Annotated in this window: 12 protein-coding genes; 5 read left to right on the forward strand and 7 right to left on the reverse strand. The window is 66.9% G+C overall.

Translation table 11 applies throughout. The annotated features are described in order from the left end of the window. The first annotated feature begins 9 nt into the window (after positions 1 to 9). Both SFA35_RS14720 and SFA35_RS14725 read left to right on the forward strand, forming a co-directional pair. Positions 10 to 918, forward strand: a complete 909-nt coding sequence (locus SFA35_RS14720) for a LysR substrate-binding domain-containing protein (RefSeq protein WP_320571275.1) — start codon at positions 10 to 12, stop codon at positions 916 to 918. 8 nt (positions 919 to 926) lie between these two features. Continuing rightward, entirely contained in the window at positions 927 to 1,274 is a 348-nt protein-coding gene (locus SFA35_RS14725) for an MmcQ/YjbR family DNA-binding protein (RefSeq protein ID WP_320579049.1), read from the forward strand. Between the two features lie 13 nt (positions 1,275 to 1,287). Here SFA35_RS14725 and SFA35_RS14730 read toward each other — a convergent pair whose 3' ends face one another. After that, a complete protein-coding gene (locus SFA35_RS14730) occupies positions 1,288 to 2,118 on the reverse strand; it encodes an undecaprenyl-diphosphate phosphatase (RefSeq protein WP_320571276.1) in 831 nt (276 codons plus the stop codon). A gap of 431 nt (positions 2,119 to 2,549) precedes the next feature. On the opposite strand from SFA35_RS14730, the gene SFA35_RS14735 reads away from it, so the two are divergent. Then, positions 2,550 to 2,816 carry a hypothetical protein gene (locus SFA35_RS14735; RefSeq protein WP_320571277.1) on the forward strand — a complete coding sequence of 89 codons (267 nt, stop codon included), beginning with the start codon at positions 2,550 to 2,552 and terminating at the stop codon, positions 2,814 to 2,816. 35 nt (positions 2,817 to 2,851) lie between these two features. Here SFA35_RS14735 and SFA35_RS14740 read toward each other — a convergent pair whose 3' ends face one another. From SFA35_RS14740 to cobW, 4 genes are read right to left on the reverse strand one after another with little or no spacing between them, the layout of a single operon-like run. Next, on the reverse strand, positions 2,852 to 3,640 hold the full coding sequence (locus tag SFA35_RS14740; RefSeq protein ID WP_320571278.1) for a vWA domain-containing protein: 789 nt from the start codon (positions 3,638 to 3,640) through the stop codon (positions 2,852 to 2,854). Next, the gene (locus tag SFA35_RS14745; protein WP_320571279.1) at positions 3,565 to 4,572 is read right to left on the reverse strand and encodes an ATP-binding protein; all 1,008 of its coding nucleotides are present in this window, start codon (positions 4,570 to 4,572) and stop codon (positions 3,565 to 3,567) included. The genes SFA35_RS14740 and SFA35_RS14745 overlap by 76 nt, the downstream gene beginning before the upstream one ends. A gap of 1 nt (position 4,573) precedes the next feature. Continuing rightward, the gene (gene cobN, locus SFA35_RS14750; RefSeq protein ID WP_320571280.1) at positions 4,574 to 8,323 is read right to left on the reverse strand and encodes a cobaltochelatase subunit CobN; all 3,750 of its coding nucleotides are present in this window, start codon (positions 8,321 to 8,323) and stop codon (positions 4,574 to 4,576) included. A 3-nt stretch (positions 8,324 to 8,326) separates the two neighbouring features. After that, positions 8,327 to 9,391: a cobalamin biosynthesis protein CobW gene (cobW, locus tag SFA35_RS14755; protein ID WP_320571281.1), complete on the reverse strand. Its 1,065-nt coding sequence runs from the start codon at positions 9,389 to 9,391 to the stop codon at positions 8,327 to 8,329. Between the two features lie 144 nt (positions 9,392 to 9,535). Here cobW and SFA35_RS14760 point away from each other — a divergent pair, with 144 nt between their 5' ends. Then, positions 9,536 to 9,946, forward strand: a complete 411-nt coding sequence (locus SFA35_RS14760; protein WP_320571282.1) for a cobalamin biosynthesis protein — start codon at positions 9,536 to 9,538, stop codon at positions 9,944 to 9,946. A 13-nt stretch (positions 9,947 to 9,959) separates the two neighbouring features. Next, positions 9,960 to 10,706: a precorrin-4 C(11)-methyltransferase gene (gene cobM / locus SFA35_RS14765; protein ID WP_320571283.1), complete on the forward strand. Its 747-nt coding sequence runs from the start codon at positions 9,960 to 9,962 to the stop codon at positions 10,704 to 10,706. Between the two features lie 75 nt (positions 10,707 to 10,781). On the opposite strand, the gene nfuA is transcribed toward cobM, so the two are convergent. Next, complete coding sequence (gene nfuA / locus SFA35_RS14770; RefSeq protein WP_320571284.1) at positions 10,782 to 11,366, reverse strand: Fe-S biogenesis protein NfuA; 585 nt, start codon at positions 11,364 to 11,366, stop codon at positions 10,782 to 10,784. A 57-nt stretch (positions 11,367 to 11,423) separates the two neighbouring features. Continuing rightward, a complete protein-coding gene (locus SFA35_RS14775) occupies positions 11,424 to 12,479 on the reverse strand; it encodes an acyltransferase (RefSeq protein WP_320571285.1) in 1,056 nt (351 codons plus the stop codon). Between the last annotated feature and the right edge of the window lie 135 nt (positions 12,480 to 12,614).

A 12,614-nucleotide genomic window follows, 5' to 3' on the forward strand; every position in this document is an offset into this window, starting at 1 on the left:
GAGCACCTCATGCAAGACCTCAACGACCTCTACTATTTTGCCAAGGTCGTCGAAGCCCAAGGCTTCGCCGCCGCCGGCCGCCTGCTGGGCGTACCCAAGTCGCGCCTGTCGCGGCGCATCGCCGAGCTGGAAGAACGCCTCGGCGCGCGGCTGCTGCAGCGCACTACGCGCCGATTGCAGCTGACCAGCGTTGGCGAGCGCTACCTGCAGCACTGCCAGGCCATGCTGCTGGAAGCCGAGATGGCCGACGAGGTGGTGGCCAGCCTCGCTACCGAACCGCGCGGGCGGCTGCGGGTCTCCTGCCCGGTCGGCATGGCCCACGAATTTCTGCCCGACGTCATCAGCAGCTTTCTCGCTGCCTATCCGCTGGTGCAGCTGGACATGGTGCTGCTCAACCGCCGCGTCGACCTGATCGGCGAGGGCATCGACGTGGCCCTGCGCGTGCGCGAACCGGGCGATGAAGACCCCAACCTGGTGACCCGGCGCCTGCGCGAGGCGCAGACTATCCTGGTCGCCACCCCAGGGTTCACTCGGGCCCAGCGTATCGAAACCCCGGAAGACCTCTGCCACCTGCCGGTGCTGGGCGCATTGGAGGCCGACCGCCTGGTGCACCTGCGCATGCTCGATGGCCAGGGCAACCGCCGCGACCTGGCACTTGAAGCACGGCTGGGCATCGAGGATTTCGTCGTGCGCAAGGCGGCAGCGCTCGCGGGCCTGGGTTTCACGGTATTGCCCCGGCTGCATTGCGAACACGAGCTGGCCAGCGGTGAGCTGGTTCGCCTGTTGCCCGACTGGTCGCTGCCCGGTGGCTGGGTACAGGCGGTGTACCCGCATCGGCGCGGCGTGCTGCCTGCGGTGCGGGCATGGATCGATCACCTGGTGGCGTCGTTCGAGCATTGCGGGGAGCGTTTGATATGAAAGGCAGGATGACCGAAGAACAGATAGCGCGGTTCTGCCTGGCCTTGCCGGGTGCGCGCGAGGACTACAAATGGGGCGGCGTGCGAGTGTTCTCGGTGGCCGGGAACAAGATGTTCGCGGTGTTCGGCATGACTGCCGACAGTCTGGCTTTCAAGGTCGACCAGGCGCTGTTTCTCGGCTACGTAGATCGGCCTGGCGTGCGCCCCGCGCCATATCTGGCGCGAGCGCATTGGGTCAGTGTGACGGCGCCCTATGCGCTGGGCGACGTGGAGCTGCGCGATCTGCTCAAGCGCTCGCACCAACTGGTGGTGCGGCGCCTGCCGAAGAAACTGCAACCCGGGCTGTTGCTCGACTGAGGCGAGACGGCGCTCAGCCCTGCACCTGGCTCCAGTCCACCCAGCCGAATTTCCAGGTGGCCAGGATGATCAGGCCGAACACGATGCGGTACCAGGCGAACACCGCATAGCTGTGGTTGGCGATGAACTTGAGCAGGCTGCGCACGGCGATCATGGCGAACACGAACGCGGTGACGAAGCCGATGGCGATCACCGGCACGTCAGCCATCTTGAACGCGTCCTTGTACTTGTACGCCGAGTACACCGCCGCGCCGACCATGGTCGGCATGGCCAGGAAGAACGAGAACTCGGTGGCCGCCTTGCGCGACAGGCCGAAGATCAGCCCGCCGATGATGGTCGAACCGGAGCGCGAGGTGCCGGGGATCATGGCCAGGCACTGGGCGCAGCCGATCTTCAAGGCGTCGTGCCAGCGCATGTCGTCGACGTGCTCGACGCGCACCGTGTGCTGGCGCTTCTCGGCCCAGAGCATGACGAAACCGCCCAGAACCAGGGCCACGGCCACGGTGATCGGGTTGAACAGGTATTCGTGGATCTTGTCGGCAAAGATCACCCCGAGGACCACCGCCGGCAGGAACGCGATCAGCAGGTTGACGGTGAAGCGCTGGGCGTTGCGCTGGGTCGGCAGGCCGGTGACGATTTCGAGGATCTTGACCCGGAATTCCCAGACCACCGCCAGAATGGCGCCGAGCTGGATGATGATGTTGAAGGCCGCTGCCCGCTCACCGCCGAAGTTGATCAGGTCGGCGACGATGATCTGGTGACCGGTGCTGGAAATCGGCAGGAACTCCGTGAGCCCCTCGACGATACCGAGAATGAGTGCCTGAAAGGCGGTCCATAGATCCATTATTCCCCCGTGAAGGCCGACGCAGCCGCCGTCCTTGATCAAAAGTGTTTCAGGTCAGGCAAGAACTCGCGCCGCTCGCAAGAAGATCGGCGCAAGGCCGTCAAAAACGCATGAAGCATTGTGAAAAATTCTTGTACATGGGTGGAGCCAGCAAAATGCTACCAGATAATCCACCCATGGATGCCGGCCGTTCTTGTCAAATGAATTCAAGCGCGCGAACGTGAAGCCTACTCGGCGCAGGTTACAATCCTGCGGTCTGACCGCGAAACATCACGAATGTGCCGGATATCATTGAGTTTTTTGCACCGTGCAAAAAAATTTGCTTGGCCGTGTGACTTGGTAGTGCCCTGGGTGCATCACTACAAGTAACGCTACGCATGGCACTCCGGCCGGCGAGCATCCTTGTTTGGGCAGACAGAGAGACCTCACCCATGAACGCCCCGCTTCGAGTCAATGACGCCGTACTGATCGCCGGCCGCGCCTTTGCCCCTTTCCAATGCGTCGCCTGGGCTCCCCAGGACGGTAATGGCGAGCTGAGCCTGACCGTGGTCGACCGTACCAGCACACGCATCGACCGCCAGCAGGTTCCGCGCAGCACCTACTCCGACCCGCAGCGCCTGAAGAGCTTCATCGAGCAGCTGCGCGCCTCGATCGGCCAGCAGGGGTATCAGTTGCGGCCCTGGGCGATGCCCTCCTGAAAGAGCGCCATGCCCTCCTGAAACAGCGCCATGCCCTACTGAAGCGCCATGCCTTCCTGAAACACCGCCGTGCCGGCCTGACCCGGCGCGGCTGGCAACTCGCCGACCGGCACGTACTCGGCGCCTAACTGCAGCGCCAGCTGTCGGGCCCGCCCCAGACGGATAGGTCCCTTCTCGATGTCGATGAGCAGGGTCGGGCAACCCAGCGGGTGCAAGGACTGCAGTTCCTTGAGTCGGCCATCGGTCAGCACCAGGCAGCGCTGCGCTTCGGCGGGCAACTGGCGCCGCCGACGCCGCAGCCAGCCGCGCGCCTGCTCGAGCGCCGCGAGCAAGGGTGTGCCGCCCCCCGCGCCCAACTCGCGCAGCCATTGCTGCAGACCTTTTGATGCCTTCAGCCCATGGCACTGCCAGCCCGGCCGCTCGCCGCTGGCGGTGAGCAATGCCAGGCGCGCCCGTTGCCGGTAGGCCTGATCGAACAATTGCGCAAGCACGCCCTTGGCCTCGGCCAGGGCGCCGTGGCGACGGGTCGAAGCGGAAGCGTCGACAATCACCAGCCAGAGCTCCTGGGGCGCGGCGCGGCGCTGCTGCCAGCGCAGGTCGGTGCGTGCCTGCGGACGGCCACCGAACAAGGTCGCCAACCAGTCGATACGGCCCTGCCCGGCGGCCGCGCTGCGGCCCTGGTTGCCCCCGGTCAACTCGCCGCTGCGCGGCCTGGCATCCGCCCCCGGGGCGGCGGGCGGGCGGATGCTCAGGGCTTTTTTGGCCAGCTCGGCACTTCGCGACGGGGCCCCTGGGCCACTGTCTGCGGCGGCAGTGCGCCCCACTCGCCCTGCCCGCCTTGCAGTCCCTCGGACCTGTCCTGCGGCGCCGGTGGCGCGGCCGGCGCAGAGGCCGGCGGGGGCTCAGGCGCGTGGCGCCGCCGGTGACGCAAGGCAAATTCGGCGACCGCTTCGATATCCTCGGATTCGATCCGCGCGCCACCGCGCCAGGCGGCGTGGGCGCGCGCTGCACGCAGCCAGACCAGGTCGGCGCGCAGGCCGTCGACACCGGCGGCGTGGCAGCGCTCGGTAATCGCCTGCACGCTGCGGTCGTCCAGCTCGATCGCGGCCAGGCGCGTGCGCGCCGCCACGCACTGCTCGCGCAGGGCCTGTTGCGCTGCCTGCCATTGCGCGGCGAAGGCCTGTGGGTCGCTGTCGAAGGCCAGCCGGCGGCGGATGATCTGGCCGCGCTCGGCCGGCACCGGCTGCCCGTCGAGGGCGACGTTGAGGCCGAAGCGATCGAGCAGCTGCGGGCGCAGTTCGCCCTCCTCCGGGTTCATGGTGCCGACCAGCACGAAGCGCGCGGCATGGCTGTGGGACAGGCCGTCGCGCTCGACCCGGTTGACCCCGCTGGCCGCGACGTCCAGCAGCAGGTCGACCAGATGGTCGGGCAGCAGGTTGACTTCATCGACGTAGAGTACCCCGCCGTCGGCCCTGGCGAGCACTCCGGGGGAGAACTGCGCACGCCCCTGGCCAAGCGCGGCGTCGAGGTCCAGGCTGCCGGTCAGGCGCTCTTCGCTGGCGCCCAGCGGCAGGGTGACGAACTGGCCACCCGGCATCAAGTCAGCCAGGCCGCGCGCCAGGGTACTCTTGGCCATGCCACGCGGGCCTTCGATCAGCACGCCGCCGATCTTCGGGTCCACTGCGGTCAGGCACAGCGCCAGCTTGAGCGCGTCGCCGCCGACCACGGCCGCCAGGGGGAAGTGCACTTGGGTCATGTCAGCTCTCTTCTTCACAGTCCAGCAGCACGTCTTCGACGGCCTGGCGGTAGTCCCCGGGCTCGGCCCACAGGCCACGCTGCTGGGCCTCGAGCAGGCGTTCGGCGATGTCGCGCAGGGCATGGGGGTTGTGCTGCTGGATGAATTCGCGGGTGTCGGCGTCCAGCAGGTAGGCCTCGGCGAGCAAGGCGTATTGATGGTCGTCGATCAGGTGCGTGGTGGCGTCGAAGGCGAACAGGTTGTCGACCGTGGCCGCCAGCTCGAACGCGCCCTTGTAGCCATGGCGCTTGACCCCGGCAATCCACTTGGGGTTGCCGGCGCGGGCGCGCACCACGCGGTTGAGCTCTTCCTTGAGGGTACGGATGCGCGGCACGTCGGGCTGGCTATGGTCGCCGTGGTAGCTGGCGGCCGGGCCGCCGGCGAGGGTTTCCACGGCGGCGAGCATGCCGCCCTGGAACTGGTAATAGTCGTTGGAATCGAGCAGGTCATGCTCGCGATTGTCCTGGTTATGCACCACCGCCTGCACCTGGCCAAGGCGCCGGGCGAAGTCGGCGCGGGCCGGCGTGCCTTCATCGCTGGCGCCATAGGCATAGCCGCCCCAGTTCAGATAGACCTCGGCCAGGTCTTCGCGGGTCTGCCACAGGCGGCCGTCGATGGCGCCCTGTACACCCGCGCCATAGGCGCCGGGCTTGGCGCCGAAGATCCGCCAGCCCGCCTGGCGAGCGGCGGCGTCGGCGGCCACGCCACTGGCCAGCAGCTGGGCGCGCTCCTCGCGCACCCGGGCGGCCAGCGGGTTGAGATCGTCGGGCTCGTCCAGCGCGGCCACGGCCTGCACCGCTGCATCGAAGAGCCGCAGCAGGTTGCCGAACGCGTCGCGGAAAAAGCCGGAGATGCGCAAGGTCACGTCCACACGCGGGCGGTCCAGCAGGCTGACGGGCAATATCTCGAAGTCGTCGACGCGCTGGCTGCCGGTGGCCCACACCGGGCGCACACCCATCAGCGCCATGGCCTGGGCGATGTCGTCGCCACCGGTGCGCATGGTCGCCGTGCCCCACACCGAGAGGCCGAGCTGGCGCAGGTGGTCGCCATGGTCTTGCAGGTGCCGCTCCAGGATCAGGTTGGCCGAGGCAAAGCCGATGCGCCAGGCGGTGGTGGTGGGCAGATTGCGCACGTCCACCGAAAAGAAGTTGCGCCCGGTGGGCAGCACGTCGAGTCGGCCACGGCTGGGCGCTCCACTGGGGCCGGCCGGCACGAAGCGCCCGCCGAGCGCGGCGAGCAGGCCGGCCATCTCGGCAGGGCCGCAGGCGTCCAGGCGCGGTGCCACGGTGTCGCGCAGGGCGTGCAGCACCGCCTCGACTTCCTCGCCGTGCACGGCTGCGTCATGGCCTTGCAGGGCCGACTCGATCAACCGTGCGGCGTACAGCTCAAGGCGCTCGCGGCTGTCGCCCAGGGTCCGCCAGGGCTGCTCGCTGACCTGGCCCAAGGCCTCGGGCTGCGGCCCGGCATAGGGCTCGCCGAGCACGCAGTCGAGCGGGTCGAAGCCCAGGTCGAAGGCCTTGGCCAGCACCCGCAGCAGGCTCTGCCCGGCGCCGCGACCGTCACCCCGCGGAATGCGCAGCAAGGCCAGCAGCGTGTCGATGCGCAGGCGCCCGCCCGGCGATTCACCGAAGATGTGCAGGCCGTCGCGGATCTGCGACTCCTTGAGATCGCACAGGTAGGTGTCCAGGCGCGGCAACCACACGGCGGCGTCGGCCTGGCTGTCGAGTTGCAGTTCCTGGTCGATGCGGGTTTCGCGCACCAGCTTGAGGATGTCGCCCTGCAGTTCCCGTGCGCGGCGCGGGTCGAGCAACTGCGCGTCGTAGTACTCGTCGGCGAGCAGCTCGAGGTCGCGCAGCGGCCCGTAGGTTTCGGCGCGGGTCAGCGGCGGCATCAAATGGTCGATGATCACCGCCTGGGTGCGCCGCTTGGCCTGGGCGCCCTCACCGGGATCGTTGACGATGAACGGGTAGATGTTCGGCAGCGGGCCAAGCAGCGCGTCCGGCCAGCACTGTTCGCTGAGGCCGACGCCCTTGCCGGGCAGCCACTCGAGGTTGCCGTGCTTGCCGACGTGGATCAGCGCGTCGGCGCCGTAGACATGCCGCAGCCAGAAATAGAACGCCAGGTAGCCGTGGGGCGGGACCAGGTCGGGGTCGTGGTAGACCGCGCTGGGGTCCAGCTGGTAGCCCCGGGCCGGCTGGATGCCGACGAAGGTCAGGCCCAGGCGCAGCCCGGCGATCATCATGCGCCCGCCCCGGCACATCGGATCGCTGGACGGCTCGCCCCAGCGCTCGCGCACCGCCTGTTGGTTGACCAGAGGCAGGCGGCCGAAGGCGGCCAGGTAGTCGTCCATGGCCATGCTCTGCGCACAGGGGCGCTGGTCGAGGCTGTCCAGGTCATTGCTGACCCCGCCCAGCAGTGCGCCGATCAGCGCGGTGCCGCTGGCCGGCAGGTCGGCCACCGGGTAGCCACGGGCCTGCAAGGCGGCAAGAATGTTCAGGGCGGCGGCCGGGGTGTCCAGGCCGACACCGTTGCCGATGCGTCCGTCGCGGGTCGGGTAGTTGGCGAGAATCAGCGCCACGCGCTTGTCGGCATTGCCCAGGCGCGCCAGTTCGGCCCAGCGCCGCGCCAGTTCGGCGACGAAATCCATGCGCTCGACGTGGGGCCGGTAACACACCACATCCGATTGGCTGCGCTCGCTGCGCCAGGCCAGGTCCTTGAAACTGATGGCGCGGCTGATGATGCGCCCGTCCAGCTCCGGCAGAGCGATGTGCATGGCCAGGTCGCGTGAGCCCAGGCCTTGTTCGCTGGCTTCCCAGCCGGCCCTGTTGTCCTGGGCGCAGATGGCCTGGATCACCGGGATGTCGCGGCGAAACGGCCGCAGGTGCGGCGTCTCCGGGCTGGACTGGGCGAATCCGGTGGTATTGACGATCACCGCCGCCTCGACCTCGTCCAGCCACTGCTCGACCTGGCTCAGGCAGCCCGCCTCCTTGAGGCTGGCCACCGCCACCGGCAGTGGGTTGAGCCCCGCCGCCTGCAGGCGCTGGCAGAACACATCGATGAAGGCCGTGTTGGCCGCCTGCAGGTGCGAGCGGTAGATCAGCACGGCGGCCACCGGAGCGCCGGGCAGCCAGTCCTGCTGCCAGTCGGCGAGCGTCGCCGTGGCCCGGTGCGGGTGATAGAGGACCGTGCGCGGCAGCGTCTGCGGCTCGGCCCAGGGGTAGTCGGCGCCCAGCCAGGTGCTGGCCAGGCAGTGCAGCAGGGACTGCGCGTTGGCCTTGCCACCCTGGCGCAGGAAATGCCAGACGCGCTCGGCCTGCTCGGCAGGCACCGTGCCCAGCGCGCCGAGCTCGGGGTCGGGGCGGTCGTCGCCGGGCACCATGATCAGTTGCACGCCACCCTCGGCGAGCTTGAGCAGTTGTTCGACGCCGTAGCGCCAGTAGCCGAGACCGCCGTGCAGCGACAGCACGATGAGCTTGGCATGGCGCAGTACCTGGTCGACGTACAGGTCCACCGAAGCGTGGTTCTGCACCTGCATGGGGTTGGCCAGGCGCAGGCTGGGAAAGCCTGGCGGCAGCTGCTGGGCCGTTTCCGCCAGCAGGGCCAGGTGCGAATCACCGCTGCAGAGAATCACCAGCTCGGCCGGGGTCTGGCCCAGGTCGGCGATGCTGTCGTCGGGCACGAAGCCGCCCGGCTGGGTCCGCAGCAGGTGCACGGATCAGGCCGTCAGCGCGGTGCGCAGCTGGGTTTCCAGCAGGCTGGCGTCGAGCTCCTGGCCGATCAGCACCAGGCGCGTAGTGCGCGCTTCGCCGCTGGCCCAGGCGCGATCGAAATGCTGGTCGAAACGCGTGCCCACGCCCTGGATCAACAGGCGCATCGGCTTGCCGGGGATGGCCGCAAAGCCTTTGACCCGCAGGATGCCGTGCTTGACCACCAGGGCGTTGAGGGCGCTGAGCAGCAGCGCCTGGGGCGCCTGGGGCAGTTCGATGGAAATGGAGTCGAAGGCGTCGTGGTCGTGATCGTCGTGGTCGTCGCCTTCGTGGTGATCGTGGTGGGTGCGGCGGCCGTCGATATGCTCCTCGGACTCGGCGCCCAGGCCGATCAGCACGTCCAGCGGCAGGCGCCCGTTGCTCGCTTCGATCACCTTGACCGCCGGCGGCAATTCCTCGCTGACCTCGGCGCGCACCGCAGCCAGGGCGTCGGCGTCGATCAGGTCGGCCTTGTTGAGGATCACCAGGTCGGCGCTGGCCAACTGGTCGGCGAACAGCTCGTGCAGGGGCGACTCGTGGTCCAGGTTGGGGTCGAGCTTGCGCTGGGCGTCGACCTGCTCGGGGAAGGCGGCGAAGGTGCCCGCAGCCACCGCCGGGCTGTCGACTACGGTGATCACCGCGTCGACGGTGCAGGCGCTGCGGATTTCCGGCCACTGGAAAGCCTGCACCAGCGGTTTGGGCAGCGCCAGCCCGCTGGTTTCGATAAGGATGTGGTCAAGCTCGCCACGCCGTGCGACCAGCTCGCGCATCACCGGAAAGAACTCTTCCTGCACGGTACAGCACAGGCAACCGTTGGCCAGTTCGTAGACGCGGCCGTTGGCTTCCTCTTCCGTGCAGCCGATGCTGCACTGCTTGAGAATGTCGCCGTCGATGCCCAGTTCGCCGAACTCGTTGACGATCACTGCGATGCGCCGGCCCTGGGCATTGTCGAGCATGTGCCGCAGCAAGGTGGTCTTGCCCGAGCCCAGAAAGCCGGTAACGATGGTGACGGGAAGTTTGGCCAGGGTTTTCATTCGCGGGGCATCTCGACGGATTGGCAGGGCATGCAAGGCTACGCAGAGGCCGGGGACAGGTCAAATCGATCTGATTGACGCCGCTGCCCCACCATGGTCTGCTGCGCGCTTCGTTTGCCTGTGACCGCCACCGTGACCCCGTCGATGCCCTGCCCTCCTGCCCCACGCCTGTTCCTCGGCCTGGGTTGCCGCCGCGGCTGCGCTGCCGAGCACGTGGCCGCGCTGCTTGATCAGGTCCTCGTCGCCCACGGGCTGCAGCGTGAGCAGATCGCAGGGCTTGCCAGCATCGACCTCAAGGCCGGCGAACCCGGCCTGCTGGCGTTGGCCGGCCAACTGGGCCTGGCGCTGCAGCTGTACCCCGCCGCCCGGTTGCTGGCTTGCAGCGCGCGCCTGAGTCAACGCAGCGCGAGGGTGTTTGCCGCAAGCGGCTGCTACGGGGTGGCCGAAAGCGCCGCACTGACCCTGGCCGATGCATTGGGCCCGCCGCCGTCGCGGCTGCTGGTGACGCGCCAGACCAGCGCGATGGCCAGCCTGGCCATTGCCATTACTCGTTGACTTCAGGTGTGCCATGACTGTCTATTTTATCGGTGCCGGACCCGGCGATCCGGAACTCATCACCGTCAAAGGCCAGCGCCTGATTCATAGCTGCCCGGTGATCATCTATGCCGGCTCGCTGGTGCCGACGGCCGTGCTCACGGGCCACAGCGCCGAGCGGGTGGTCAACAGCGCCGAGCTGCACCTGCAACAGATCGTCGAGGCCATGCGCGAAGCCGACGCGAAGGGCCAGGACGTGGCCCGGGTACATTCCGGCGACCCCAGCCTGTACGGCGCCATCGGCGAGCAGATCCGCTGCCTGCGCGAGCTCGGCATTGCCTATGAAGTGGTGCCGGGCGTCACCGCCACAGCCGCCTGCGCCGCCCTGCTGGGCGCCGAGCTGACCTTGCCGGACATTTCCCAGACGCTGATCCTCACTCGCTATGCCGACAAGTCGCCCATGCCCAAGGGCGAGGCCCTGGCCGACCTGGCGCGGCATGGCTCGACCATGGCCATTCATCTGGGGGTGCAGCACCTGCCGCAGATCGTCGCCGAACTGTTGCCGCATTACGGCGCAGACTGCCCGATCGCGGTGGTGCATCGGGCGACCTGGCCGGATCAGGACTGGGCGCTGGGGACCCTGGCGAACATCGCCGAGCAGGTTGCCGCCAAGGGCTTCAGGCGCACCGCATTGATCCTGGTGGGGCGGGTGCTGGGCAATGATGTGTTCGCCGAGTCAGCGCTGTACCGTGCCGGGCACGCGCATTTGTACCGGCCGTAGAAAAAGCTCGGGGGCTCTGCCCCCTCCCACAGGTCTGTGCGGGAGGGGCCAGAGCCCCCGAACGCCTGGCGCGGCTTAGTAGTACGCGTTTTCTTTCTGCGTGTGGTCGGTCACGTCGCGTACACCGGTCAATTCAGGAATACGTTCGAGCAGCGTGCGCTCGATGCCTTCCTTCAAGGTGACATCCGCCTGGCCGCAGCCCTGGCAGCCACCACCGAATTGCAGCACGGCCACGCCGTCTTCCACCACTTCGATCAAGGTCACCTGGCCGCCGTGGCTGGCCAGGCCCGGGTTGATCTCGGTCTGCAGGTAGTAGTTGATGCGCTCGTTGATCGGGCTGTCGGCATTGACCATCGGCACTTTGGCGTTCGGCGCCTTGATGGTCAACTGCCCGCCCATGCGGTCGGTGGCGTAGTCGACGACGGCGTCGTCGAGAAAGGGCTCGCTGACGGCGTCGATCCAGGCGGTGAAACTGGCCAGCCCCAGCGCGGTGTCTTCAGGCTTCTCTTCGCCGGGCTTGCAGTAGGCGATGCAGGTCTCGGCGTATTGCGTGCCGGGCTGGGTAATGAAGACGCGGATGCCGATACCGGGCGTGTTCTGCTTGCTCAGCAGGTCAGCCAGGTAATCGTGGGCGGCGTCGGTAATCGTTATGGCGCTCATATAAGTTCCTCACAGACTTGACGCCATGTTACGCCAAAGTCTGTGCCGGATAAAGTCCTAGTAATTTTGTCGGGTACTTTGCAATCGTCCATTTGCCACGGCCTGGCCAGTACCACCCAGCAGGCGCCGATCCGCCCAATCCTTCATGCGCCGGTACAGGCGCTTTTCGATCCATACATAACTGCCCCAGGATATCGCCGCGATCGTCGGCACGCACACCGCGAACACGGCATAAGGGTTGAGCTGCCAGTGTTGACCGATCAACCAGCCGGTATACAGCACCAGGACATGCACCAGGTACACCGAATAGGAACAGTCGCCCAGCGTCTTGAGAATCCGGCTGCCCTTGAAGTAAGGCTCCAGGCTGACGCACGCCAGCACGATGAAGGCGCTCGGGATGCCCCAGTTGAGCAGCCGGTCGCTGGCGGTGAGGTGATAGATCCCTACGGCCGAGGCAATGATTGTCGCGATCGGCAACCAGAACGCCTGGGCGATCCAGCCTCGGCGGTAGAGCATACCGATGCCGATACCCAGCAGGAATTCGAACATGATGTTGTTCTGATAGAAGCGACTGACCACGCCATAGCGACCCAACACTTCGTTGATGGCGAACAGCGCGGCGGCCAGCACCAACGGGCGATGACGCTGGGGCAAGGTGAATACCAGTGAGAACAGCAGGTAGAAGAGCATCTCGTAATTGAGGGTCCAGCCGACGTTGAGAGTTGGGTACAGCCCATAGCCACCCGGGTTTTCCGAAGGGATGAACAGCAACGACAGGATGAAGTGCGGCAAGGCCACTGCCGAGTGCGGCATCCAGGGCCCCAGGCAGACCAGCATCAGGCCCATCAGCAGGCTATAGAGCCAGTAGGCCGGGACGATACGAATGACTCGATTGAGCAGGAACTGCCCCCCGGGAATTTCTTTGTCGAGGGTGGAAAGGTAGATCACCAGGCCGCTGATCACGAAGAAGATATCGACTCCCACGGCCCCCCTGTCGGTAAAGAACTGGCCGATCGGGCCGGTGGGGTGGAAATCGAAAAAAATCTGCATGAAGTGGTGGCAGACCACCATCCAGGCAGCCAGCGCCCTGAGGGCTTGAAGCGAGATCAGCATGTAGTAATCGCCTGTCCTGTAGCCGTTCCTGGCGCCCCATTTCAGGGCACCTTCGATATAGGGACTACGGAATCGACAATTAATTTTGAGGAAATCGACGGCTGGTAACCCGCAAACAGACCTCGCCAACTTGAA

Source organism: Pseudomonas sp. HR96, from assembly GCF_034059295.1.
Taxonomy (GTDB): domain Bacteria; phylum Pseudomonadota; class Gammaproteobacteria; order Pseudomonadales; family Pseudomonadaceae; genus Aquipseudomonas.